Below are 24,466 nucleotides of genomic sequence, written 5' to 3'. Positions count from 1 at the left end.
CTTCTCAATAGGATTTGGGCAGGCCCAGCACGCGCTCGGCGATGTGGCTCAGGATGAGTTCGCGGCTGACGGGGGCGATGCGCGGGATCAGGCTTTCGCGCAGATAGCGCTCCACATGGTATTCCTGGGCATAGCCCATGCCGCCATGGGTCATCACCGCGGTCTCGGCGGCGGAGAAGCCGGCCTCGGCGGCCAGGTATTTCGCGGCGTTGGATTCCGCCCCGCACTCACGCCCCGCATCATAGAGGGCGGCCGCCTTCATCACCATGAGTTCCGCCGCCTCCAGATGCGCCCAGCAGCGCGCCAGCGGGTGCTGGATGCCCTGGTTCTGCCCGATGGCGCGGCCGAAGACGCGGCGGTCCTTCGCATACCGGGTCGCCTTGCCCAGGGCCGCGCGGCCGATGCCCACCGCCTCGGCCGCGATCAGGATGCGCTCGGGGTTCATGCCGTGCAGGATGTAGTGGAAACCCTTGCCTTCCTCGCCGATGCGGTCCGCCTCCGGCACCTCCAGCCCGTCGAAGAAGAGCATGTTCGAATCCACCGCGTGGCGGCCCATCTTCTCGATGAGGCGCACCTCGACGCGCGCGCGGTCGAGGTCGGTGTAGAAGAGGGACAGGCCCTCCGTCTTGCGCCGCACCTGGTCGAGCGGGGTGGTGCGCGCCAGCAGCAGCATCTTGTTGGCCACCTGCGCGGTGCTGATCCACATCTTCTGGCCGCGCACGATGTAGCGGTCGCCCTGGCGTTCGGCGCGCGTCTTGAGCTCGGTGGTGTTGAGGCCGACATCGGGTTCGGTGACGGCGAAGCAGGGCTTGTCCTCGCCCGCGATCAACGGCGGCAGGGCGCGGCGCTTCTGCTCCTCATTGCCGAAGACCACGACGGGGTTGAGGCCAAAGATGTTCATGTGGATGGCGGAGGCGCCGGACATGCAGGCACCGCTTTCGGCCACCGCCTGCATCATCACCGCGGCCTCGCTGATGCCGAGGCCGCCGCCGCCATATTCCTCCGGCATGGCGATGCCGAGCCAGCCACCCTTGGCGATGGCGGCGTGGAATTCATGGGGGAAGCTCGCCTCGCTCTCCTTGCGGAGCCAGTAGTCGTCGCCGAAAGCGGCGCAGAGCTTGAGAACCTGCGCGCGGATCTCGGCCTGCTCGGCCGTCAGTTCGAATGCCATGGAGCGCCCCCGATTTGGGCGAAGCGAGCCAGAAGTGCCGGGGGGTGTCAACGCCTCGAAATCAATGCGTTGAGGTGGCGTCCCCTACGGGATTCGAACCCGTGTTGCCGCCGTGAGAGGGCGGTGTCCTAGGCCTCTAGACGAAGGGGACCATGCCTTGGATGCGCCGCTCTTAGCCCCCCCGGCGCGGTTGGGCAAGCCGGGCCTTTGCATGGCGCCCCTCGCGGCACGCATCGGAGCAATACCGGACCTCGTCCCACACCCGCGCCCACTTCTTCCGCCAGGCGAAGGGCCGGCCGCAAGCGGCGCAGGGCTTCTCAGGCAGATGGGGTTTGCGGTGGGTCACGGGCGGGGGCGCACCTCACCCACCACGCGGCCACTGCGCGCATCCAGCAGCAGGATGCGCCTGTCTTCGGCCGGCCCCTCGACCAGGACGGCGAAGCGGTCGCCCGCCCCGCTCACCGACAGGATGCGCGCGCCGGCCGGCAGGTCCAGCGTCGCGGGAGGCAATGCCCCGGTCACCGCCCCGCCCGCCCGCTGGACGATCAGCGCGACCAGCGTCACGGTGCCGGCGACGATCATCACCCCCATCGCCACCACCAGGAATTTGAGCGCCCGCATTGGCCGACCCCTCCGCACCCCATGAATGTCTCGCGGCCGAACCCGACCGCGGCGAACGCGCCGACCGCTTCCTCGCGGCGCGGATAGGCACGCTCTCGCGCTCGCGCGTCAAGGCGCTGATCGAGGAAGGCCAGGCGCGGGAGGGCGGCCAGGTCTTCACCGATCCCGCGCGGCCCATCCGGCCGGGCGTGCTCTACACCCTCACCCCGCCGCCCCCCCTGCCCGCTCGGCCCGTGGCGCAGGACATCCCGCTCGACATCCTGTTCGAGGATTCGCACCTGATCGTGCTGGACAAGCCGGCCGGGCTGGTCGTCCACCCCGCACCAGGCAACCTGGACGGCACGCTGGTCAACGCGCTGCTCGGCCATGCGGGGGAGGAGCTGGAAGGGATCGGCGGCGAGAAGCGGCCGGGCATCGTCCACCGGCTGGACAAGGACACCTCCGGCGTCATGGTCGTGGCCAAGAGCGAGCGCGCCCACCGCGCCCTGTCCGAAGCCTTCGCCGCGCGCGACCTGGACCGGGAGTATCTGGCCCTGGTCTGGGGCGTGCCCAGCCCGGCCGCGGGCGAGGTGGAGGCCGCCATCGGCCGCCACCAGCTCGACCGCAAACGCATGGCGGTGGTGGGGCGCGGGGGTGCCAAATCCGGCAAGGCGGCGCTCACCCGCTACCGGACCGAGCGCGTGTTCCACGGCGGCGTCAGCCTGCTGCGCTGCAAGCTCGCCACCGGGCGGACCCATCAGATCAGGGTCCACCTGGCGCATATTGGCCACCCGCTGGTGGGGGACCCGGTCTATCTGCGCCGCATCCCGGCCGCGAGTCGCGCCCTGCCCGAGGCGGCACGCCAGGCGCTGCTGGCCTTCCCCCGCCAGGCCCTGCACGCGGCCAGCCTCGAATTTCATCATCCGGTTACAAAGGATGTGCTAACTTTCCGCGCTGATCCGCCGAAGGACATGCAGGATCTCATCACCGCGCTCTCGCCATAGCTGCCACGTGGAATTAGGTGGGATGACAGAGTGCCGGGGTTGGTTATCCTTGCGTTTCAGTTGAGACCAGACTAAACGAACGGTAATGTACAGCGTCGGCCGGGTGCCGCGTGACTTCGGTTCGCTGACACCGCCCCCTCCGTGACCGGGGCGGATGCAACCGAAGGGGCCCGGACGCCGTTGCCATGAACGGCCAGGTGCCCGTCGCCGTCACGGGGCGGGTTCTGGCGCAGTCAGGAGTTCGGACCACATGGCGTCACTGAGCATCCCCATGGCCCCGGAAGGCAACCTCTCCCGCTACCTGCAGGAGATCCGGAAGTTTCCGATGCTGGCCCCGGAGGAGGAGCTGAACCTCGCCAAGCGCTGGCGCGACGCGGCCGATGAGGCCGCGGCCCACAAGCTTGTCACCTCGCATTTGCGCCTCGTCGCCAAGATCGCCATGGGCTATCGCGGCTACGGCCTGCCCGTGGGCGAGCTCATCAGCGAGGGCAATGTCGGCATGATGCAGGCGGTGAAGCGGTTCGACCCGGACCGTGGCTTCCGCCTGGCCACCTACGCCATGTGGTGGATCCGCGCCGCCATCCAGGAATACATCCTGCACAGCTGGTCCCTCGTGAAGATGGGCACCACCGCCGCGCAGAAGAAGCTGTTCTTCAACCTCCGCCGCCTCAAGGGGCAGATCGGGGCGCTGGAGGATGGCGACCTGCAGCCCGAGGTCGTGGCCAAGATCGCGAAGACGCTTGCCGTGCCCGAGCAGGACGTGGTCAGCATGAACCGCCGCCTTGCCTCGCCCGACAACAGCCTGAACGCCCCCGTCCGCGCCGACAGCGAGGGCGAGTGGCAGGACTGGCTGGTGGATGACAGCGAGAGCCAGGAGGAGGAACTCGCCGACCGGCAGGACATGTCCAACCGCAAGGACCTGCTGAACGGCGCGCTGCGCACCCTGAACGAGCGTGAGCGCCACATCCTGATCGAGCGTCGCCTGAAGGATGAACCGACCACGCTGGAGGAGCTGTCCCAGCAGTACAACATCAGCCGCGAGCGCGTGCGCCAGATCGAGGTGCGCGCCTTCGAGAAGCTGCAGAAGTCCATGAAGCAGCAGATCACGGAGCGGCGGCTGACGGTGGGCTGACCGCCTTCTGCTGAGCGGCTGATTCACGCCTTCGGTGATTCCACCGAAGGCGATCAGACACTAACCCACCCGCAACAGCCCCGCCCCGTTCCGCCGCAGCCATTCGCTCGCGGCGGCGCGGTGCGGGGTTCTTGATTCCACCAGCGCCCAGAAGCGGGCGGAGTGGTTCATCTCCCGCAGATGCGCCACCTCATGCGCCACCACGTAATCCAGCACCCAATGCGGCGCCATGACCAGGCGCCAGGAGAAGGCCAGCGTCCGGTCCGGCGCGCAGCTGCCCCAGCGGCTTTTCGTGTCCTTCAGGCGGATGGCGCGCGGGGTCACGCCCAGGGCCGCGGCATGCGGGCGCGCGGCCTGCGTGATGCGACGCAGCGCCTCGGCCCGCAGGAAGTCGCGCACGCGGCGGCCCACGAACTCCACCTGGCCCGAGACCACCAGCACGCCCTCTTCCAGCAGCGCCGCCCCGCGGCGCGCGGGGTCGTGGCGGATGAGGTGCTCCACGCCGCCGATGGGCACCATGCCGCCGGGCATCAGCTTGCGCTCCGGCGCCAGGGCCGCCACGCGCTGCAGCACCCAGCCCGCATGTTCCGTCAGCAAGGCGAGGCCATGGCGGCGGCCCACCTTCATGGGCAGGGTCACCACCACCGCGCCCTCGGCGGGGGAGATGCGCAGCGAGACGCGCCGCGCCCGGGCCGAACGCCGCCAGCGCACCGGGCATGGGGCCTCGGGCAGCAGCGGGTCGGGCCGCAGGGCAATGGTTTCCGATTCGGGCCACTCCATGCCGTGCTTATACCCCGCCGCTTATATCTCGCCGCCTGGGCGTTGAGTTGACAGGGGCGCGCGCCGGGGGCCTCTGCGCGGGCATGACCCGAACGCCCATCCTGCCCCTGCTGCTGCTGACCGGGGCCATCTGGGGGCTGACGCCCGCCATCGCCAAGGTGGGCATGGGGCTCGGCATCTCGGCCATGGGCTTCGCCTTCTGGACGGCCGTGGGGTCGGCCCTCGCGCTGACCCTGCTCTGCCGGGCGCGGGGGCAGGCCATCCCGCGCGACCGGGCGCATCTTCTTTACTACCTCGCGGCGGGCGGGTCGGGCTTCGCCCTGGCCAATGTCTTCGGCTTCCACGCGCTGCAGCACATCCCGGCCGGCTTCTTCGCACTGCTGATCCCGCTGGCCCCCATGCTGACCGTGGTGGGGGCCGCGGCCATCGGGCAGGAGCGCCTGACGGCGCGTCGCGTCGCCGGCACCGCGCTGGGCTTCGCGGGGGTGGCGCTGGCCATGGCGCCGGGGGCGGCGCTGCCTGCGGCCTCGCTGATCGGCTGGGCGCTGGTCGCCGCTCTCACCCCGGTCTGCTACGCGGTGTCGGGGCTGGTGGCGGTGCAGTTCGCGCCGCGCGGCACCGGGCCGCTGGCGGTCGCGGCGGGGTCGCTCTACGGGGCGGCCTTCTGCCTGGCTTTCTTCGCGCTGGCGCTGGGGCAGTTCCACCCGCCGCTGACCGCGGATTGGCGGGCCGAGGCGCTGCTGCCGCTGCAGGCCGTGCTGACCGCCATCGCCTACCTGGCCTATTTCCGCGTGATCGCGGCGGCGGGCGCCGTGGTCACGAGCCAAGTGGGCTACATCGTCACCATCGCGGGGGTGGTCTGGGGGGCCATCATCTTCGGCGAGCGCATGGGCTGGCTGGCCCTGCCGGCGGTGGGGCTGATCTTCGCGGGGCTATGGCTGGTGACGCGCCCCGGAAAGCGGATGGCGAATAAGCCTCATCCGCGACGGTGATTGGCGCGCGGGCCCGCGCGGCGCCATGTTGGGGGGCATGAACAGGATCCATCCCCAGGCCCGCATCGGGCATGTCCACCTCAAGGTTGCCGACCTGCCACGCGCGCTGGGCTTCTGGCGCGACGTGCTGGGCCTGGAGGTGATGCTGGAACGGCCGGGTGCCGCCTTTCTCTCGGCTGGCGGGTATCACCACCATATCGCGCTCAACACCTGGGAGAGCGCGGGCGGAACGCCGCCGCCCGCCGGGCATACCGGCCTGTACCACGTGGCGCTGCTCTACCCCGATCGGGCTTCGCTGGCGGCGGCGCTGCGGCGGGTGCTGGCGGCGGGCGTGCGGCTGGAAGGCGCCTCGGACCATGGGGTGAGCGAGGCGCTCTATCTTCGCGACCCGGACGGCAACGGGGTCGAGCTGTACCGCGACCGCCCGCGCGAGGAATGGCCCCAGGATGCCGACGGGCGGATGACCATGTTCACCCGCCGGCTGGATGTGGAGGGGCTGCTGGCCGAAGCCGGCTAGGCCAGCTTCTTCTTCAGCACCTCATTCACCAGGGCCGGATTTCCCTTCCCCGCCATGGCCTTCATGGTCTGGCCCACGAAGAAGCCGAACAGCTTCTCCTTGCCGCTGCGGTATTCCGCCACCTTGTCCGCGTTCGCCGCCATGATGGCGTCCACCGCGGCCTCGATGGCGCCGGTGTCCGTCACCTGGCGCAGGCCGCGTTCCTCCACGATCACGCTGGGGGCCTGGCCCGTCTCGATCATCGCCTCGAAGACCTGCTTGGCCAGCGCGCCGGAGAGCGTCTTGTCCGCCAGCAGGTCCAGCAGCTCGCCCAGGTGTTCGGCCGTCACCGGCGGGTCGCTGATGTCGCGCTTGAGGCGGTTCAGGGCGGCGAAGAAATCGCCCGTCACCCAGTTTGCGGCGACCTTGGCGTCGCGGCCCTTGGCCACCGTCTCGAAGAAGGTGGCCGTCTCGCGCTCGATGGTCAGCACATGGGCGTCATAGGGCGAGAGGCCCATGGCGACGTAGCGCGCGCGGCGCTGGTCGGGCAGTTCGGGCAGGCTGGCCTTGAGCTGCTCCACCCAGGACTGCTCCAGCACCAAAGGCGGCAGGTCCGGGTCGGGGAAATAGCGGTAGTCATGCGCATCCTCCTTGGAGCGCATGGAGCGGGTGACGCCGCGCGCCGTGTCGAAGAGGCGGGTTTCCTGCTCGACCGTGCCGCCGGATTCCCACACCTCGATCTGCCGCCGCGCCTCGGCCTCCACGGCCTGCATGACGAAGCGGATGGAGTTGACGTTCTTCACCTCGCAGCGCGTGCGGAACCCCTCGCCGGCCTTGCGGACGGAGACGTTCACGTCGGCGCGCATGGAGCCCTCATCCATGTTGCCGTCACAGGTGCCGAGGTAGCGCATGATCTGCCGCAGCTTGGCGAGATAGGCGCCGGCTTCCTCGGGCGAGCGCATGTCGGGCTCGGAGACAATCTCCATCAACGCCACGCCCGAACGGTTCAGATCGATGAAGGACTTGGTCGGGTGCTGGTCGTGCAGCGACTTGCCCGCATCCTGTTCCAGATGCAGGCGGGTGATGCCGATGGTCTTGGTGGAACCGTCGGCCAGCGTCACCTCGACCTCGCCCTTGCCCACGATGGGATGGGCGTACTGGCTGATCTGGTAGCCCTGCGGCAGGTCCGCGTAGAAGTAGTTCTTCCGGTCGAAGCGGGACCAGAGATGGATCTCGGCGTTCAGGCCGAGCCCCGTCCGCACCGCCTGGGCGATGCAGGCCTCGTTGATCACGGGCAGCATGCCCGGAAAGCCCGCATCCACAAAGCTGACCTGGCTGTTGGGCTCGGCGCCGAAGGCCGTGGCCGCACCGCTGAACAGCTTGGCGTGGGACGTCACCTGGGCATGGACTTCGAGGCCGATCACGACCTCCCAGGGGCCGGTTTCGCCTTCAATGGTGTAGCTCATGCCATCATCCCCGGCTTGGCGGTGAAGCCCGCGGCGCGCTCGATGGCGCCGCCCACGGCAAACACCGTTTCCTCGTCAAAGGCCCGCCCGATCACCTGCAGGCCGAGCGGCAGCCCCTGCCCGTCCAGCCCTGCCGGCACGGCCAGGCCTGGTAGCCCCGCCAGATTCGCCGTCACGGTGAAGACGTCGTTCAGGTACATCGTCACGGGGTCATCCTGCTTCTCGTCCATGGCGAAAGCGGCGGACGGCGTGGCGGGGGTGACGATGGCGTCCACCTTTCCCCAGGCCAGTTCAAAGTCGCGCCGGATCAGGGCGCGGACCTTCTGCGCCTTCAGGTAATAGGCGTCGTAATAGCCCGCGCTCAGCACATAGGTGCCGATCATGATGCGCCGGCGCACCTCGGCGCCAAAACCGCGCGCACGCGTGCGCTCATAGAGGTCCTTCAGGTCCGACCCGTTCTCGCGCAGCCCGAAGCGCACCCCGTCATAGCGCGCGAGGTTGGAGGACGCCTCGGCCGGCGCCACCACATAATAGGTGGGCAGCGCATATTGCGCGTGCGGCAGCGAGATGGGGACGATCTCCGCGCCCTCCGCCCGCAGCCAGTCCAGCCCCTGGTCCCATAGTGCGGCAATCTCGGGCGCCAGCCCGTCCAGCCGGTATTCCGCCGGCACGCCGATGCGCAGCCCCTTCACCCCGCGCCCCACGGCCGCCTGGAAGTCTGGCACGGGCAGGTTGGCGCTGGTGCTGTCCTTCGGGTCATGCCCGGCCATGGAACGCAGCAGGATGGCATTGTCCTCGACGGTCCGCGCCACCGGACCCGCCTGGTCCAGGCTGGACGCGAAGGCCACGATCCCCCAGCGCGAACACCGCCCATAGGTGGGCTTGATCCCCGCGATGCCGCAGAAGGCCGCGGGCTGGCGGATGGAGCCGCCCGTGTCCGTCGCCGTCGCCCCCATGGCCAGCCGCGCCGCCACCGCCGCCGCCGAGCCGCCGGAAGAGCCGCCCGGCACCAGCCGCTTCTCCGGGTCATTGGCGCGCGACCAGGGGTTTTCCACCGGCCCGAAGGCGCTGGTCTGGTTGGAGGAGCCCATGGCGAACTCGTCCAGGTTCAGCTTGCCCAGGAACACCGCGCCATCGCGCTTGAGGTTGGCGCTGACCGTGCTCTCATAGGGCGGCACGAAGCCGCCCAGGATGTTCGAGCCCGCCGTGGTGCGCGTGCCCTCGGTGCAGAACAGATCCTTGATGCCGAGCGGGATGCCGTCCAGCGCCCGCGCCTCGCCCTTGGCGCGGCGGGCGTCGGAGGCGGCGGCATCGGCCAGCGCGGCCTCGCCCGTCACGGTGATATAGGCGTTCAGGCGCGGGTTCAGCCGCTCGATCGCATCCAGGAATGACTGGGTGAGTTCCACGGCGCTGATCTCGCGCTTGTCCAGCGCTTCCAGGCCCTCGGCCAGGGTCAAATCGGTCGGGCGCATCATTCCACCACCTTCGGCACGCCGAAATACTCGCCCTCGCGGTCGGGGGCATTGGCCAGGACCTTCTCGGCCTGGGCGCCGTCGGTCACGGCATCCTCCCGCCAGGGCAGCTTCACCTCGACGGGCGCGCCGCCGGCCATGGGCTCCACGCCGTCCGTGTCCACCTGCTGCAATTGCTCGATCCAGCCGAGAATGCCGTTCAGCTCCGCCTGGAGCTTCTCCACTTCGGTCTCTTCCAGGCGCAGCCGGGCCAAATTGGCGACGCGACGCACCGTCGCGGCATCGAGCGACATGTCTTCCACTTCCATCCACAAGGGCGGCGGACCATAAGCCCCGGCATGGCCGTGTTCAACATGACGGATTTGCGGGCCGCCCTGCCGCGCGGGCAAAGGCTGATCGGGCTCGACCCCGGGGCGCGCATCATCGGCGTGGCGCTGACGGACGTGTCGCTCATGCTGGCCTCGCCCTATGGCAGCGTGAAGCGGGGCAAGCTGACGGCGGTAGCGGCCGAGATCATGGCCATCGCCCGGCGCGAGGGCGCGGGCGGGCTGGTGGTGGGCCTGCCGCTCTCGATGGATGGCAGCCTCGGCCCCGCCGCCCAGGCGGCGCGGGACTGGGCCATGGCGCTGTCCGACGCCACAGGCCTGCCCGTGGCACTCTGGGATGAGCGGCTGTCGAGTGCCGCCGTGAACCGCGCCATGATCCAGGAGGCCGACCTGACGCGGAAGAAGCGCGCGGCCGCGGTGGATGCGGCGGCGGCGGCCTATACGCTCCAGGGGGCGCTGGACGCGACGCGAGCCCTCAACACCTGATTGTCATTCCTGATCGCTTGCGTAATCCTGCGATCCCGAAACGGACCGGACGATCTGGATATGCGACACGCGATCACCACGGCTTGCCTCGCCGGCCTGCTCTCCGCTTGCGCGGTGGTGGATCCGATCCTGCCGCTGGGGCCGGAGGAGGGCTATTGCAACCCCTCGACAAGAACAACCAGAAGTCCCACCCCGGGGGCACCCACACAGGAAGCCGACTGGCGGGACCATGTGCTCCGCTGCCCTCCCGGCCATGGGCGCACCTATGCCGTGGGAGGCGAGCGGAACACCGCGCTCCAGCTGGACGAGGCCCTGGCCTTCCTGCGCGACCGGCGCCGGCGGATGAGCGAGCGGGAACGCCAGCTGGTGCAGCTCGACGGCGCGGCGCGGGTGGGCGTCGCGGCAGGGACCCTGACCGCGATCGGCGCGGCGGCCTTCGGGGCGCGGCCGGACCTGGTGCTCGGCGCGGGCCTGGCGACGGGCACGAGCTATGTCACAGGCTATGGCTTCGCGCCGGTCGCCATGCGGGACGTCTACAATGCCGGCGTCGCCGCCCTCAGCTGCGTTGAGACGCGTGCGCTCTCCGCGCACATCACGCCCTTGAGGGTGCCGGAGCCGCAGCGGACCGCGCTCGAAGCGGCGCTGAGATATCTTGCGGCGGAGCTGGAAGGCGCACGCCGCCAGCTGGAGGCGAGCACGGCCCCCGACCCGGCCTTGGAGTATGCCATCAAGCAGGCGGATGAGGTTCTGGTATCGGCGCGCGCCGGGCTTTCGGGGCTTGGCGGGCAATCGCTGGCCGGGCCACTCATTGCCAATGCGGTCTATGACCGCACGCTGGCCATCGTCATCCAGGTGAACTCCGAGGTGCAGCGGGCGACGCCCAATCTCGACGCCATCATGAACCTGGCGCGGCAGGCCGGCGGCGCGTCGCTCGATGGCGTGGCCGATTCGACGGCGGCGCTGCGCAACGCCTCCCGGACCGCCTCGCCCCCACCCGACAGGACGGGACAGCCAGCGACCGAGCAAACGCCCCCCGAGCGGACGGCCGCCGGCATGATCGACCGGCTGCGCGCGAGGGCGGACGCCACGGCGGAGGCGGCCGGCAAGCTGGCGGACGCGCTGGCCCAGGCGCCGCAACAGGGCCTGGCGCAGGTGCGCGCCTGCGCCTTCCAGCAGGTGGAAGGCCGCGGCCTGACCGTGACGCCCGGCACCACCCCCACCATCGCGCCCAACACGGCCACCACCGTGCTGGCAGTGGCGGGCGGGCGGGCCCCCTATCGGATTTCCGCGACCGGCAGCGGCGCGGCGCAGCTGCGCGCCGAGCCGGAATTCAGCCCCGGCCAGTTCACGCTGCGCAACACAGGCGCCCAGGCCGGCGCTTCGGCCAGCTTCCTCATCACCGACCAGGGCGGCCAGAGCGCGGTGGTGACGCTGACGGTGCGGTAAGGGGACCCATGGCCCTCCTCGTGGCGAAGGGGTAAACCGCTCGGCCATGAGCGGTTTCTCCTATCCCATCCTCCCCTCCGGCCACCTGCTCGCCATCGAGGGGCTGGAGCCGCCACACATCTCGGCCCTGCTCGATTTGGCCGAGAGCTACGCCCTGCTGAACCGCCAGGGAAAGACCCAGCGGGACCTCCTGAAGGGCCGCACCCTCATCAACCTCTTCTTCGAGGACAGCACCCGCACCCGCACCAGCTTCGAGCTGGCCGGCAAGCGGCTGGGGGCTGACATCGTGAACATGTCCGTCTCGACCAGCAGCGTGAACAAGGGCGAGACGCTGCTCGACACCGCCGCCACCCTGAACGCCATGCACACGGACCTCCTGGTGATCCGACACGCGCAGTCCGGCGCGCCGGCCCTGCTGGCGCAGAAGGTGGATGCGGCCGTCATCAATGCCGGCGACGGCACGCACGAACACCCGACCCAGGCGCTGCTGGACGCGCTGACCATCCGCAGGCGGAAGGGGCGGCTGGAGAACCTCATCGTCGCCATCTGCGGCGATGTGCTGCACAGCCGCGTGGCGCGCTCCAACATCCATTTGCTGCTGGCCATGGGGGCGCGGGTGCGGGTGGTGGGGCCGCCCACCCTGATGCCGTCCGAATGCGCGCGGCTGGGCGTCGAGGTCCATCACGACATGCGCAGCGGCCTGGACGGCGCCGATGTGGTGATGATGCTGCGCCTGCAGCGCGAGCGGATGAATTCCGGCCTGGTCCCCTCCCCGCGCGAATTCTTCCGCTTCTATGGGCTGGACGCCGCCAAGCTGGCCCATGCCAAGCCCGATGCCATCGTCATGCACCCCGGCCCCATGAACCGCGGCGTCGAGATCGACAGCGCGGTGGCCGACGACGCCGCGCGCAGCGTGATCGGCGAGCAGGTGGAGATGGGGGTGGCCGTGCGGATGGCGGTACTGGACGTGCTGGCGCGCGCCCTGCGTCGCAACGCCTGAGCCGCCTCACCGCGCCAGGGGCTGCACCAGCACCCCGCGCCAGCCCAGGCCGCGATAGGTCTCGTAGCCCGGCGTCGCATGATGGGCGAAGAGATGCCGGCCCGCCTCGAACACGCCCGAGGCGCCGGCCTGGGGCGGGATGGGGATGGTCTCCGCCAGCACCCCCTGCCCGTCCGAAGCCGCCAGCACCCGCCCGTGCCGGTCCACCAGCAGCGCGCGGGTGGTGGCCGACTCATGTGGTTGCAGGCGCACGCCGCGCAGCACGGAGGCGGCCTGGGGCGCCCAGTCGAAATGGATGCCGAGCACGCCCAGCACCTTGCCCTTCGCCTCGCCCCCCTCGCGCACGGCCGCCGCATAGGTGGCCACGGGCGCGCCGCCCAGGGCCGCGCAGGGGGTGATGTCGGCCACCGCGAAGTCATCGCCGCTGCGGGTGGCCCGCGCCTCCTGGAACCAGGGCTCGTGCGAGACATCGAGGCCCACCACGCCGGGAAAGCGGTCAGGCCGCCCATGGGCGATCACGCGCCCCTGGGCATCGGCCAGCCACAGGTCCAGATAGACGGTGTAGGCCGAGAGGATGACGCCCAGCCGCTTCGCCGCATGGGCGCGGCGAGGTCCGGAAGGGTCGGACGCCGCCTCGACCATGGCCGAATCGGTGGCCCACCAGCGCACGTCGCAGCTGCGCTCATAGAGGTTGCGGTCCATGATCTCGATGGCGTTCAGCGCCAGGTCCACCAGCCGCTGCCCGCGCACCTCGCTCACCATGCGCTCGCCCACCGCGCGGAGATCGCCGAAGGCCGAGGTCAGTTCGGACTCCATCTCGGTGGCGAGCCGCGCGACCTCGCCCGCCACGTTCTTCACCTCCCCCGCCACCACGGCGAAGCCACGGCCGAGTTCGCCCGCGCGGGCCGCCTCGATGGTGGCGTTGAGCGCGAGCACGCGCGTCTGGCGGGTGATGGCGTGGATCGCGCGCACCTTGCCCGCGGCCACCTGGGCGGCGCTGTCGGTGAGGGCCAGGACACGTTCGGGCGCGGTCGTCTCGGCGGCGGGCGCCGCGACCGTGGACAGGGGCATGGATGTCATTGAGAACGCTCCAGTTCGCGTTCGTCTCCATGGCGTCACAATGCTTAAGCTTTCCCTGCTCCCAACCCCCGCCACGCCATCCTATCCTGGCGCCGTGACCCGCCACATTCGCCCCGCCCTTCCCCATGAAGCCCCGGCCCTGGCCGCGCTGGTGCGTGCCGCCTATGCCCATTACGTGCCACGCCTGGGGCGGGAACCTGGCCCGATGGGTGATGACTACGCCGCCCGGGTCGCCGCCGGCCAGGCCTGGGTGATGGAGGAAGCGGGTGCGATCCTGGGCCTGCTGGTGCTGGAGGACACGGCGGAGGGGATGCTGCTCGACAACATCGCCGCCGCCGCGCCGGGCCAGGGCGTCGGCCGGAGGCTGATGGCGTTCGCGGAACAGGAGGCCCGGCGCCGCGGCCATGGGCGCATCTGGCTCTACACCCATGCGCGGATGGTGGAGAACATCGCCCTCTACACCCGGCTTGGCTATGCCGAGACCCACCGCGCCATGCAGGATGGCTTCGACCGGGTGTTCATGGCCAAGGCCCTCTGACGCAGGCGTGGACGCCCGTCTATAACCCAGGCCCATGCGCGACCTTCTCATCACCAATGCCCGCCTCCTCGACCCCGCGAGCGGCCTCGACGCGCCGGGCGCGATGCTGGTCTCGGGCGGGCGCATCAAGAGCCTCACGGGCGCGCCGGCCGAGGGGGCGGAGGTGCTGGACGCCGGCGGCGCCATCCTCTGCCCCGGCCTCGTGGACATGCGCGCCGCGCTGGGCGAACCCGGGGCCGAGCACCGCGAGACCATCGCCTCGGCCGCCCAGGCCGCGGCCGCGGGCGGCATCACCACCCTGGCCGTGCTGCCCGACACCAACCCGGCGCTGGACGACCCCGCGCTGGTCGAATTCATGATCCGCCGCGGCGAGGCGACCGGCAGCCTGACGCTGCTGCCCTATGCCGCCGCCACCAAGGGCTGCGCGGGGAAGGAACTCTCCGAATACGGCCTGCTGCGCGAGGCGGGTGCCGTGGCCTTCACCGATGGCGCCCGCGCCATCGCCGCCGCGCGGACCATGCGCTTGGCCCTTTCCTATGCGCGCGGCTTCGGCGCCATGGTGGTGCAGCACCCGGAGGAGCCCTCGCTGGCCGGCCAGGGGGCCGCGACCGAGGGGGAACTCGCCACGCGCCTCGGCCTGCCCGGGATGCCGGCGGCGGCCGAGGCCATCATGGTGGCCCGCGACATCGCGCTGGCGCGCCTCACCGGCGGACATGTGCATTTCGCCCATGTCAGCACGGCGGCCGCGCTGGACCTGCTTCGTGCCGCCAAGGAAGAGGGGCTGCGCGTCACCTGCGACACCGCGCCCCCCTATTTCGACCTGAACGAGACCGCCATCGGCGATTTCCGCACCTATGCGAAGCTGAGCCCGCCGCTGCGCGCCGAGGCCGACCGGCTGGCGGTGGTGGCGGCGCTGGCCGATGGCACCATTGACGCCATCGCCTCCGACCACCAGCCGCGCGATGCCGATGACAAGCGCCTGCCCTTCGCCCAGGCCGAGGCGGGCGGGGCCGGCCTCGCCACCCTGCTGGGCGTCACGCTGGCGCGGGTGCATGGCGGCGACCTGACGCTGCGCGACGCGCTGGCCCTGCTGACCTGCCGGCCGGCCGCCCTGCTGGGGGTGGAGGCGGGGCGGCTCGCGGAGGGGGCGCCGGCCGATCTCTGCCTCATCGCACCCGACCGCGCCTGGCAGGTGCGCGATGGGACGCTGCCGGGCAAGGCGCAGAACTCGCCCTTCGACGGAAGGGCGCTGGAAGGCCGCGTGCTGGCCACCTTCAAGGCCGGGAGGCGCGTCTTCGGATGATCGCGGTGCTGGACACCTTCATGGCCGCGGTGGGCGCCATGCTGCTGGGCTCCATCCCCTTCGGCCTGCTGCTGACGCGGGCGGCGGGGCTGGGCGATATCCGCGCCATCGGCTCCGGCAATATCGGCGCGACCAATGTGCTGCGGACGGGCAACAAGAAGGTAGCGGCGGCGACGCTGGCGCTGGATTTCCTGAAGGGCGCCGTCGCGGTCTGGCTGGTCTCGGCGTGGTTCGGGCCGCATCTGGCGCCCGTGGCCGCGGTGGCGGCGGTGCTGGGGCATTGCCACCCGCTCTGGCTCGGCTTCAAGGGCGGCAAGGGGGTGGCGACGGCGCTGGGCGTCATGCTGGGGCTGGGCTGGGGCGTCTTCGTCGCCGCGGCCGTGACCTGGCTGGTGGCGGCGCGGCTGTCGCGCATCTCCTCGGTGGGCGCGCTCTCGGCCATGGTGGTGGCGACGGGGGTGGCGCTGGTGGTGCTGCCGCTTTGGTCGGGCATCGCCGTGCTGGCCATCGCCGCCTATGTCTTCGTGCGGCACGAGGAGAACATCCGCCGGCTGCTGGCGGGGACGGAGCCGCGCATCGGCGCCGGAAAATGAGCCTCGCCGCCTTCCGCCTCGCCCGCACCGAGGGGGTGGGGCCCGTCCTGCACCGCCGCCTGATGGCACGGCATGGCAGCGCGGAGGCGGCATTGGATGCCCTCGGCCCCCGCGCCTGCCCGCGCGATGTGGCACTGCGGGAAATGGAGGCGCTGGAGCGCATGGGCGCCCGCCTCCTGTTCCTGGGCGCCCCCGACTACCCTTCCCTGCTGGCCGAGCTGGACGACGCGCCGCTGCTGCTGGCCGCCCAGGGCGACATGGCCGCGCTGGACCAGCGCTGCGTGGCCATGGTCGGCGCCCGCAACGCCTCCGCGCTCGGCCGCCGCTTCGCCGAGGATCTGGCCGATGCGCTGGCGGTGCGGGACGTCACCATCGTCTCGGGCCTGGCGCGCGGCATTGATACGGCGGCGCATCTGGGCGCGCTGCGCTCGGGCCGGACGGTGGCCGCGGTGGCGGGCGGGTTGGACCATCCTTACCCGCCGGAGAACGCCAAGCTCCAGGCCCGCATCGCGGCCGAGGGCGGGCTGGTTCTGTCCGAGGCCCCGCTCGGCGCTGCCCCGCGCGAGCGGCATTTCCCCCGCCGCAACCGCATCGTGGCCGGGGTCTCGCTGGGGGTCGTGGTGGTGGAGGCGGCGCTGCAATCGGGCACGCTGATCACCGCGCGGCTGGCGGCCGAGGCGGGGCGGGAGCTGTTCGCCGTGCCGGGCCACCCCCTCGATCCGCGCTGCCGGGGCTCCAACGAATTGCTGCGGCGCGGCGCGCAGATCACGGAAACGGCGGCCGATGTGCTGGACCACCTGCCCACCGCCCCTGTCGCCCGCCGGCGAATGCTGCTCGACACCCTGCCCCAAGCCCCTGAATTACCGAGGGAAGTGCCACCCGCCCCCTCGGACGCGGCCGCCCAACTTCTTGAATCCCTGGGTCCGGCGGCCATCTCGGTTGACGAGTTGGGGCGGCGCTGCCAGCTATCGCCGTCCGCACTTGCCGGCGCGCTCATGGAATTGGAGCTTGCCGGCCGGATCGAAACTCTGCCCGGGAATCGGGTGGCTTTGCGCTGAAGCAGGGCCCGGAAGGACCAGACGTGACCGACATCGTTGTCGTCGAGAGCCCGGCCAAGGCCAAGACCATCGAGAAATACCTCGGCGGCGATTACAAGGTGCTGGCCAGCTTCGGCCATGTGCGCGACCTGCCCCCCAAGGATGGCTCCGTCCGTCCCGAGGAGGATTTCGCCATGGACTGGGAGGCGGATGAGCGCGGCCAGAAGCAGATGCGCGCCATCTCCTCCGCCCTGCGCGGCGCCAAGCGCCTCTATCTCGCCACCGACCCGGACCGCGAGGGCGAGGCGATTTCCTGGCACGTCCAGGACATGCTGCAGAAATCCGGCGCGCTGAAGGGCGTTCAGGTTCAGCGCATCACCTTCAACGAGATCACGAAGCGGGCGGTGCAATATGCCATCGCCCATCCGCGCAAGCTCGATACGCCGCTGATCGAGGCCTATCTGGCGCGCCGCGCGCTGGACTACCTGGTGGGGTTCAACCTCTCGCCCGTGCTGTGGCGCAAGCTGCCGGGGTCGAAGTCGGCCGGGCGCGTGCAGTCCGTCGCCCTTCGTCTCATCTGCGAGCGCGAGGCCGAGATCGAGGCCTTCGTCGCCCGCGAATACTGGACCATCGAGGCGCGCATGGCGACGGTCAGCGGCGCGCCCTTCCAGGCGCGGCTGACCCATCACGAGGGCCGCAAGCTCGAACAGTTCGACCTGCCCAACGAGGCCACGGCCATGGCGGCCAAGGCCGCGGTCGAGGCCGCGACCTTCACCGTGGGCTCGGTCGAGAAGAAGCGCGTCAAGCGCAACCCGCCCGCCCCCTTCCAGACCAGCACCTTGCAGCAGGAAGCCAGCCGCAAGCTCGGCATGGGCGCGCAGATGACGATGCGCACCGCCCAGCAGCTCTATGAGGGCGTGGACATCGGCGGCGAGACGGTGGGCCTCATCACCTATATGCGGACGGACGGCGTGCAGATGGCGCGCGAGGCCATCCAGGAGCTGCGCGGCCATATCAAGGCCCAGTTCGGCGAGGACTACCTGCCCGGCGCGCCCCGCGAATATGCCTCCCGCGCCAAGAACGCCCAGGAGGCGCACGAGGCCATCCGCCCCACCGACGTGACCCGCACACCGGAACAGGCGGCGCGCTACCTGAACGACGCCCAGCGCAAGCTTTACGAACTCATCTGGAAGCGGGCCGTGGCGTCGCAGATGCAGTCCGCGGAACTCGACCAGACGGTGGTGGAGCTGGTGGAGCCCACGGGCCGCACCAGGCTGCGCGCCAATGGCAGCGTCATCGCCTTCGACGGCTTCCTGAAGCTGTATCGCGAGGATGTGGATGACGGCGCCTCCAGCGAGGATGAGGACAGCCGCATCCTCCCCCCATGCGCCAGGGCGAGCCCACCAAGCGCCACGACGTCACGGCCAGCCAGCACTTCACCCAGCCGCCGCCGCGCTATTCCGAGGCGTCGCTGGTGAAGAAGATGGAGGAGCTGGGCATCGGCCGGCCCTCCACCTACGCCTCCATCCTGCAGGTGCTGCAGGACCGGGAATATGTGAAGCTCGACAAGCGGCGCTTCATGCCGGAGGACCGCGGGCGGCTGGTCACGGCCTTCCTCGTCGCCTTCTTCGAACGCTATGTGGACACGGGCTTCACGGCGGGGCTGGAGGAGCAGCTCGACGACATCTCGGGCGGGCGGGCCGACTGGCGGGCGGTGATGCGGCAGTTCTGGCAGGATTTCCACGGCGCCATCGAGGCGACGGCCGACCTCAAGATCAGCGATGTCATTGATCGCCTCGACGAGGAGCTGGGCCCGCATTTCTTCCCCCGCCAGGCGGATGGCGGCGACCCGCGGGTCTGCCCCTCCTGCTCCAACGGGCGGCTGGGGCTGCGGCTGGGGCGCACGGGCGCCTTCATCGGCTGCTCGGCCTATCCGGAGTGCCGCTACACGCGGCCGCTGGCCGTGCCGGGCGCGGAGGGCGAGGGCCAGGCGCTGGCCGATGGCGTGCGCGTGCTGGGCACCGACCCCGCCACGGGCCAGGAGGTGTCGCTGCGCCGCGGCCCCTACGGCATCTACGCCCAGCTGGGCGAGGGTGGCGTGGACGCCAAGGGCAAGCCCACCAAGCCCAAGCGCGCCAGCCTCTCGCGCGGAATGGACCCCGAGACGATGACGCTGGAGAGCGCACTCGCGCTGCTCTCCATGCCGCGCATCGTGGGGCTGCACCCGGAGACGGGGGAGGAGATCAGTTCCAATCTCGGCCGCTTCGGGCCCTATCTGAAGATGGGCGCGCTCAGCAAATCCATGGACCGCGACGATGACCCGCTGACCATCGGGCTGAACCGCGCGGTCGCCCTGCTGGCGGACGCCAAGCCGCGCGGCATCACGATCGGCGAGCACCCGCAGGGTGGCGGGGCGGTCGAGGTACGGCGCGGGCGTTTCGGCCCCTTCCTGCTGCACGGCACCCGCGTGGCGAACCTGCCGCGCGGCACCGAGATGGAGGCCGTGACGCTGGACGAGGCGGTGAAGCTGCTGGCCGAAAAGGGCAAGGAGCTGCCGCCCAAGAAGGGCATGAAGGGCCGCAAGGCGCCGGCGAAGAAGGCCGCGGCGCCCAAGGCCGAGGCGGCGCCGGCCGCCGTGAAGAAGGCGCCCGCGAAGAAGGCCGCGCCCAAGAAGGCCGCCACCGCCAAGGCGCCGGCCAAGAAGGCGCCCGCCAGGAAGCCCGCCGCCAAGAAGCCCGCTCCGAAGAAGACCACAACCCGGAAGGTTGAAAGCTGATGCCCCGCATGGGTCCGCCGGCGAAGGGCCAGAAGGCCAAGAAGACCGGCGGCACCCAGCGGGCCGCCCGGAAGTCCAACGCGAAGCGCCGCGCCGATGACGAAGCGGCACCCAAGGTCGAGACCGCGCCTCTGCCGCGCGCGCGCGTGAAGGCGGCCCCGCGCCGCGACACACTCCCCTCCAAGGCGGAAATCCGGGAATTCCTGGCCACCACCGGCGGGCGCGTCTCCAAGACCGAGATCGCCAAGCATTTCGGCCTGCCGACCGAACAGCGGCCGGCGCTTCGCCAGCTTCTCTCCGAGATCAAGCTGGACGGCACCACGGCGCCCATGGGCAAGCGCAGCTTCGTGGGGGGCGGCACGCCCGGCGCCAAGCCCGTGCGGGCGGTGCGCGACACCCTGCCCGAGACGGGCGTCGTGGAAATCTTCGGCACCGACCCCGATGGCGACCCCATCGCCCGCCCGCTGAACTGGGAGGGTGCGGGCCGCCCCGTGGTCTACATGCACCCCGAACGCCGCGGCCAGACGGCGCTCGCCACCGGCGAGCGCGTGCTGGCCCGCCTCAAGCACCTGGGCGGCGACAAGTATGAGGGGCGCACGCTGAAGCGCCTCGGCCAGCCGCAGGACCGCAAGCGCATCCTGGGCGTGTTCCAGGATGGGCGCATCGTGCCCACCGACCGGCGGCAGAAGGCCGAATGGGCCGTGCCCCCGGGCGAGGAAGGCGGAGCCCGCGGCGGCGAGATCGTGCTGGCCGAAAGCCTGCCTTCCACCGGCTACGGGCTGCGGCCCGCGCGCATCGTGGAGCGGCTGGGCGTGGTGGGGGAGCCGCGCTCGGTCTCCCTCATCTGCATCCACACCCATGGCATCCCCGACATCTTCACCGCCGAGGCGGAGCGCGAGGCCGAGGCGGCGCGGGAGGTGGCGCTCGGCAAGCGCACCGACCTGCGTGACGTGCCCTTGGTGACGATAGACGGCGATGACGCCCGCGACTTCGACGACGCCGTCTTCGCGGAACCGGATGGCGAGGGCTGGCGCATCATCGTGGCCATCGCGGATGTGGCGCATTACGTGACGCCCGGCTCCGCCCTGGACCGCGAGGCCTGGACCCGCGGCAACAGCGTCTATTTCCCCGACCGCGTGGTTCCCATGCTGCCGGAGGCGCTGTCCAATGGCTGGTGCAGCCTGCGCCCGAACGAAAATCGTGGCTGCCTTTTCGTCGAGATGCGGTTCGACGGGCAGGGCAACAAGCAGTCGCACCGCTTCGGGCGCGGCCTCATGCGTTCCGCCGCCCGCCTCACCTATGAGGAGGTGCAGGCCGCCCATGACGCGGGGGAGGAGCCGCAGGGCCTCGCCCCCGGCCATATGGGCCGTCTCTACGGCGCCTTCCGCGCCCTGCTCTCGGCACGGGAGCGCCGCGGCACGCTGGAACTGGACCTGCCCGAGCGGCGGGTGCTGCTGGACGCCGAAGGCAATGTGACCGGCGTCATCCCCCGCCCGCGCCTGGACAGCCACCGCCTCATCGAGGAATTCATGGTGGCCGCCAATGTCTGCGCGGCGGAGGAGCTGGAGCGCCTCGGCCAGCCCTGCATGTACCGCGTCCATGCGCCCCCCTCGGACGAGAAGCTGAAGTCGCTGCGGGAGTTCCTGGGCACGCTGGACCTGACACTGGCCGCCACCGGCACCATCCGCCCGAGCCACTTCGCCCAGCTTCTGGAGAAGGTGAAGGACCGGCCCGAGGCGCGCATGGTCAACGAAACGGTGCTGCGCAGCCAGTCCCAGGCGGCCTATGAGCCGGACAATCTGGGCCATTTCGGCCTGGCCCTGTCGCGTTATGCCCACTTCACCTCCCCCATTCGGCGCTATGCGGATCTGCTGGTGCACCGGGCGCTGGTGCGCGGCCTGAAGCTGGGCACCGATGGGCTGACCGAGGCCGAGGCCGCCCGCTTCCCCGACACGGCCGAGCACATCACCGCCACCGAGCGCCGCGCCGCGGCGGCCGAGCGTGAGGCGGTGGACCGTTTCCTCGCCGCCTATCTGGCGGAGCGCGTGGGCGCGGTCTTCGCCGCGCGGGTCTCGGGCATCCACGCCTTCGGCCTCTTCGTCACGCTGGACGAGACGGGCGCCTCGGGCTTCGTCCCCATGAAGGCCCTGCCACAGGATTTCTGGATCGTGGAGGAGGGCAACCGCCGCCTGCTCGGCCGGCAGTCCCGCCAGGTGATCGCGCTCGGCGACCCGGTGGAGGCCCGCCTGCGGGAGGCCAATGGCCAGACCGGCAGCCTGCTGTTCGAGCTGCAGATGGGCGGAAAGCCGGCGCCCATGCGGGGCGGGCGGAAGCGCAAGGCTTGACCTCCGCCCCCCGGTCGTTAGAAACAGCCCCTCCCGGTTTCGAGCGCAAAGAGTAAGATCATGGCCAAGGCCAACACCATCCTCATCAAGCTGACCAGCACGGCCGACACCGGCTACTTCTACGTGACGAAGAAGAACACCCGCACGGCCACGGGCAAGCTGGAGCTGAAGAAGTACGACCCCGTCGCGCGCAAGCACGTCGTCTTCCGCGAAGCCAAGATCAAGTGAGCTGACGCCCCCTTCACGGGGGCATCGCCACGCCGGACGCCTTGCGCCTCGCACCCTTCCGGGTGCGGGGTTTTGCTGTTCCGCGTTCAGCCGGCGGCTGTGGCGTCTTCCTCGCCCGCCAGATAGGCGCGGTTCCGCCCGTCGCGCTTGGCGCGATAGAGGGCCGAATCCGCCGCGCCGATCAGCCGGTCGGCCGGCATGCCGGGCTCGCCCACCGCCACCCCGATGCTGATGGTGATGGGCACGACATGCCCCTCCGACTGGACGGGCCGGATCGCCACCGCCTCGCGCAGCCGCTCGGCCACCAGCATGGCCGCCTGGGCCTGGGCGCCGACCAGCACGGCCAGGAACTCCTCGCCGCCATAGCGGGCGACCACATCCACGGCGCGCAGCTGCTCGCGCAGCCGCTCGGCCACCTCGCGCAGGGCCGCATCGCCGACATTGTGGCCGTAGGTGTCGTTGATGGCCTTGAACTTGTCGATGTCCAGGATCAGCACCGCGGCCGCCTCGGTCCGCAGCAGGCTGTCCAGATGGCGGCGGACATAGCGGCGGTTCCGCAGCCCCGTGAGCTGGTCCGTCACCGCCATTTCCAGGGAGCGGTCGAGGTCCGCGCGCAACCTCTCCTGGTAGCGCTTGCGGCGCACCTGGTTGCGGGCGCGGGCGCGCAGCTCGTTGGGGTCCATCGGCCGGAAGCAGTGGTCGTTGGCGCCCAGGTCGAAGCCGCGCAGCACCTCGTTCTTCTGGTGCGAATCCGCCAGCAGGATGAGCGGCAGGTCGCGCGTGGCGTTCTGGGCGCGCAGGCGGGAGGCGAGGCGCAGCACCTCGCCCGGATCCACCGGCAAGGCAAGCAGGGCGAGGTCCACATCGCCCTTCGAGAGGCGCTGGAAGGCCTCGTCCACGCTGGCCACCGTGTAGACGATCATGTCATCGGCCAGCAGGGCCTCGCGCACGGCGCGCGCCTCCTCGGCATCGGCGTTCAGGATCAGCGCCCTGGCGCCCTGGACCGAGATGGCCGGCGGCGCGGGGTTGTCTATCCCCAGCTCCCGCGCCGTGTCCGAACGCAGGCGCCAGGCATCCTGCACCTGCTTCACCCGCAACAGCGCGCGCAACCGGGCGAAGAGCGTCGCGTTGTCCACGGGTTTGGAGAGGAAATCATCCGCCCCGGCTTCGAGGCCACGAACCCGTTCCGTGCTGTCCGTCAGCGCGGTGACCATGACGACAGGAATATGCTGTGTGCGGATATCGGCCTTGAGCGCCCGGCAGACTTCATACCCGTCCATCCCGGGCATCATGACATCCAGAAGAATAACATCTGGCAATTGTGTGAAAGCAACCTGCAAAGCCTCCTGGCCACTGGAGGCGAGCAGAACTTCATAATACTCGGCCTGAAGTTTCGCTTCGAGCAGCCGCAGATTGGTCGCGATGTCGTCCACCGCGAGGATGCGGGCGGTCATTGCCGGCCTCCAGGACAGTCAACGAGGCCCGGAGCGGGCTTGTAACAGAACAGGAGTGCCACGTGTCCGAAATCACCCCCGGCATCAACACCCCCGCACGGCCGCAGCAGGGGCCGCAATCCTCCAACCCCAAGGGCGAGACGGCCAACGCCAGCCTGTTCTTCCGGCGCTGGCTGCGCAACCCCCTTCAGATGGGGTCCATCATTCCGTCCTCGCCGGCGCTGTGCCGCCGTATCGCCGCGGCGGTGGAGCGGGAGCCGGAGGAATATGTGCTGGAACTGGGCGCCGGCACCGGCGTCATCTCCCGCGCCCTGCTGGCCGCCGGCGTGCCCGCGCACAAGCTGATCGTGGTCGAGATCGTGCCCGAGATGGCCGAGTTCCTGCGCGAGAGCCTGCCTGGCGTGAACGTGATCTGCGGCGACGCCTTCGACCTGAAGAACGCCCTGCCCGCCCATATGCAGAACCGAATCGGGACGGCCATCTGCGGCATTCCACTCGTGCTGCTGCCGCTGGAGCGCCAGCAGGCCTTCGTGGACGCGGTGGAGAGCGTGGCGCCCGGCAAGGGCTTCCTGCTCTACACCTACTGCATCACCTCGCCCCTGCCCTACGACAAGCTTTCGCTGGGGGCGCGGCGCCTCGCCTGGACGCCGCTCAATTTCCCACCCGCCAGCGTGTGGCGCTACCGTCCCGGCGCGGCCTGACGACGCCCGGCGCGCGGCGCGCAAGGCGGTGGTGCCGGCG

General features: G+C 70.6%; 23 protein-coding genes, 1 tRNA gene and 1 pseudogene. 15 read left to right on the top strand and 10 right to left on the bottom strand.

The window, feature by feature from the left end:
- Nucleotides 1–4: 4 nt before the first annotated feature.
- The 4 genes from ICW72_RS19035 to ICW72_RS19020 form a co-directional block, all read right to left on the bottom strand.
- On the bottom strand, nucleotides 5–1,171 hold the full coding sequence (locus ICW72_RS19035; protein WP_191084103.1) for an acyl-CoA dehydrogenase family protein: 1,167 nt from the start codon (nucleotides 1,169–1,171) through the stop codon (nucleotides 5–7).
- 75 nt (nucleotides 1,172–1,246) lie between these two features.
- Nucleotides 1,247–1,322 (bottom strand) — tRNA-Glu (locus tag ICW72_RS19030).
- Nucleotides 1,323–1,343: 21 nt separating this feature from the next.
- Complete coding sequence (locus ICW72_RS19025; RefSeq protein ID WP_191084102.1) at nucleotides 1,344–1,517, bottom strand: DUF2256 domain-containing protein; 174 nt, start codon at nucleotides 1,515–1,517, stop codon at nucleotides 1,344–1,346.
- Nucleotides 1,514–1,792 carry a DUF6476 family protein gene (locus ICW72_RS19020; protein WP_191084101.1) on the bottom strand — a complete coding sequence of 93 codons (279 nt, stop codon included), beginning with the start codon at nucleotides 1,790–1,792 and terminating at the stop codon, nucleotides 1,514–1,516. Before ICW72_RS19020 ends, ICW72_RS19025 begins: the two co-directional genes overlap by 4 nt.
- On the opposite strand from ICW72_RS19020, the gene ICW72_RS19015 reads away from it, so the two are divergent.
- Nucleotides 1,792–2,775, top strand: coding sequence for an RluA family pseudouridine synthase (locus tag ICW72_RS19015; RefSeq protein ID WP_191084100.1), 984 nt, complete (start codon nucleotides 1,792–1,794; stop codon nucleotides 2,773–2,775). The genes ICW72_RS19020 and ICW72_RS19015 overlap by 1 nt on opposite strands.
- 250 nt (nucleotides 2,776–3,025) lie before the next feature.
- The gene (rpoH, locus tag ICW72_RS19010) at nucleotides 3,026–3,907 is read left to right on the top strand and encodes an RNA polymerase sigma factor RpoH (protein WP_191084099.1); all 882 of its coding nucleotides are present in this window, start codon (nucleotides 3,026–3,028) and stop codon (nucleotides 3,905–3,907) included.
- Between the two features lie 60 nt (nucleotides 3,908–3,967).
- On the opposite strand, the gene ICW72_RS19005 is transcribed toward rpoH, so the two are convergent.
- Nucleotides 3,968–4,687, bottom strand: a complete 720-nt coding sequence (locus ICW72_RS19005) for a M48 family metallopeptidase (protein WP_191084098.1) — start codon at nucleotides 4,685–4,687, stop codon at nucleotides 3,968–3,970.
- A gap of 83 nt (nucleotides 4,688–4,770) precedes the next feature.
- On the opposite strand from ICW72_RS19005, the gene ICW72_RS19000 reads away from it, so the two are divergent.
- Entirely contained in the window at nucleotides 4,771–5,679 is a 909-nt protein-coding gene (locus ICW72_RS19000; RefSeq protein ID WP_191084097.1) for a DMT family transporter, read from the top strand.
- 37 nt (nucleotides 5,680–5,716) lie between these two features.
- Nucleotides 5,717–6,196 (top strand): VOC family protein, encoded by a 480-nt coding sequence (locus ICW72_RS18995; RefSeq protein ID WP_191084096.1) that lies wholly within the window; start codon nucleotides 5,717–5,719, stop codon nucleotides 6,194–6,196.
- On the opposite strand, the gene gatB is transcribed toward ICW72_RS18995, so the two are convergent.
- Genes gatB through gatC form a run of 3 tightly spaced genes read right to left on the bottom strand, consistent with a single transcriptional unit; the run spans nucleotide 6,193 to nucleotide 9,406 of the window.
- On the bottom strand, nucleotides 6,193–7,641 hold the full coding sequence (gene gatB / locus ICW72_RS18990; protein WP_191084095.1) for an Asp-tRNA(Asn)/Glu-tRNA(Gln) amidotransferase subunit GatB: 1,449 nt from the start codon (nucleotides 7,639–7,641) through the stop codon (nucleotides 6,193–6,195). The two genes, ICW72_RS18995 and gatB, sit on opposite strands and share 4 nt — an antisense overlap.
- Nucleotides 7,638–9,113 (bottom strand): Asp-tRNA(Asn)/Glu-tRNA(Gln) amidotransferase subunit GatA, encoded by a 1,476-nt coding sequence (gene gatA, locus ICW72_RS18985; protein WP_223880996.1) that lies wholly within the window; start codon nucleotides 9,111–9,113, stop codon nucleotides 7,638–7,640. Before gatA ends, gatB begins: the two co-directional genes overlap by 4 nt.
- Nucleotides 9,113–9,406, bottom strand: a complete 294-nt coding sequence (gene gatC, locus ICW72_RS18980) for an Asp-tRNA(Asn)/Glu-tRNA(Gln) amidotransferase subunit GatC (protein ID WP_191084093.1) — start codon at nucleotides 9,404–9,406, stop codon at nucleotides 9,113–9,115. The genes gatA and gatC overlap by 1 nt, the downstream gene beginning before the upstream one ends.
- 45 nt (nucleotides 9,407–9,451) lie before the next feature.
- Between gatC and ruvX the strand changes: the two genes are divergently transcribed.
- The 3 genes from ruvX to ICW72_RS18965 are packed head-to-tail and all read left to right on the top strand — an operon-like array spanning nucleotide 9,452 to nucleotide 12,371.
- Nucleotides 9,452–9,925 (top strand): Holliday junction resolvase RuvX, encoded by a 474-nt coding sequence (ruvX, locus tag ICW72_RS18975; protein WP_191084092.1) that lies wholly within the window; start codon nucleotides 9,452–9,454, stop codon nucleotides 9,923–9,925.
- Nucleotides 9,926–9,985: 60 nt separating this feature from the next.
- On the top strand, nucleotides 9,986–11,371 hold the full coding sequence (locus ICW72_RS18970; protein WP_191084091.1) for a hypothetical protein: 1,386 nt from the start codon (nucleotides 9,986–9,988) through the stop codon (nucleotides 11,369–11,371).
- A 46-nt stretch (nucleotides 11,372–11,417) separates the two neighbouring features.
- Entirely contained in the window at nucleotides 11,418–12,371 is a 954-nt protein-coding gene (locus tag ICW72_RS18965; protein ID WP_191084090.1) for an aspartate carbamoyltransferase catalytic subunit, read from the top strand.
- Between the two features lie 6 nt (nucleotides 12,372–12,377).
- Here ICW72_RS18965 and ICW72_RS21155 read toward each other — a convergent pair whose 3' ends face one another.
- Nucleotides 12,378–13,442: a methyl-accepting chemotaxis protein gene (locus ICW72_RS21155; RefSeq protein ID WP_332308948.1), complete on the bottom strand. Its 1,065-nt coding sequence runs from the start codon at nucleotides 13,440–13,442 to the stop codon at nucleotides 12,378–12,380.
- Between the two features lie 103 nt (nucleotides 13,443–13,545).
- Here ICW72_RS21155 and ICW72_RS18955 point away from each other — a divergent pair, with 103 nt between their 5' ends.
- The 7 genes and pseudogenes from ICW72_RS18955 to rpmG all read left to right on the top strand — a co-directional run bounded on the left by ICW72_RS18955 (nucleotide 13,546) and on the right by rpmG (nucleotide 22,271).
- Nucleotides 13,546–13,989, top strand: a complete 444-nt coding sequence (locus ICW72_RS18955) for a GNAT family N-acetyltransferase (RefSeq protein WP_223880689.1) — start codon at nucleotides 13,546–13,548, stop codon at nucleotides 13,987–13,989.
- Between the two features lie 34 nt (nucleotides 13,990–14,023).
- Nucleotides 14,024–15,292: a dihydroorotase gene (gene pyrC / locus ICW72_RS18950; RefSeq protein WP_191084087.1), complete on the top strand. Its 1,269-nt coding sequence runs from the start codon at nucleotides 14,024–14,026 to the stop codon at nucleotides 15,290–15,292.
- Nucleotides 15,289–15,885, top strand: coding sequence for a glycerol-3-phosphate 1-O-acyltransferase PlsY (gene plsY / locus ICW72_RS18945; RefSeq protein WP_191084086.1), 597 nt, complete (start codon nucleotides 15,289–15,291; stop codon nucleotides 15,883–15,885). The genes pyrC and plsY overlap by 4 nt, the downstream gene beginning before the upstream one ends.
- A complete protein-coding gene (gene dprA / locus ICW72_RS18940) occupies nucleotides 15,882–16,943 on the top strand; it encodes a DNA-processing protein DprA (RefSeq protein ID WP_191084085.1) in 1,062 nt (353 codons plus the stop codon). The genes plsY and dprA overlap by 4 nt, the downstream gene beginning before the upstream one ends.
- A 23-nt stretch (nucleotides 16,944–16,966) precedes the next feature.
- Nucleotides 16,967–19,698: pseudogene (gene topA, locus ICW72_RS18935) on the top strand (type I DNA topoisomerase).
- Nucleotides 19,698–22,043, top strand: a complete 2,346-nt coding sequence (rnr, locus tag ICW72_RS18930) for a ribonuclease R (RefSeq protein ID WP_191084084.1) — start codon at nucleotides 19,698–19,700, stop codon at nucleotides 22,041–22,043. The pseudogene topA and the gene rnr overlap by 1 nt, the downstream one beginning before the upstream one ends.
- 60 nt (nucleotides 22,044–22,103) lie before the next feature.
- Nucleotides 22,104–22,271 carry a 50S ribosomal protein L33 gene (rpmG, locus tag ICW72_RS18925; protein WP_184386368.1) on the top strand — a complete coding sequence of 56 codons (168 nt, stop codon included), beginning with the start codon at nucleotides 22,104–22,106 and terminating at the stop codon, nucleotides 22,269–22,271.
- 86 nt (nucleotides 22,272–22,357) lie between these two features.
- Here rpmG and ICW72_RS18920 read toward each other — a convergent pair whose 3' ends face one another.
- Nucleotides 22,358–23,725 carry a PleD family two-component system response regulator gene (locus ICW72_RS18920; RefSeq protein ID WP_191084083.1) on the bottom strand — a complete coding sequence of 456 codons (1,368 nt, stop codon included), beginning with the start codon at nucleotides 23,723–23,725 and terminating at the stop codon, nucleotides 22,358–22,360.
- Between the two features lie 62 nt (nucleotides 23,726–23,787).
- On the opposite strand from ICW72_RS18920, the gene ICW72_RS18915 reads away from it, so the two are divergent.
- On the top strand, nucleotides 23,788–24,426 hold the full coding sequence (locus ICW72_RS18915; protein ID WP_223880688.1) for a class I SAM-dependent methyltransferase: 639 nt from the start codon (nucleotides 23,788–23,790) through the stop codon (nucleotides 24,424–24,426).
- Nucleotides 24,427–24,466: the final 40 nt, after the last annotated feature.

This window comes from Roseococcus microcysteis (assembly GCF_014764365.1).
Taxonomy (GTDB): Bacteria; Pseudomonadota; Alphaproteobacteria; order Acetobacterales; family Acetobacteraceae; genus Roseococcus; species Roseococcus microcysteis.
The sequence above is the reverse complement of the archived record's forward strand: the minus strand, read 5'-3'. Positions and strand labels throughout refer to the sequence as shown.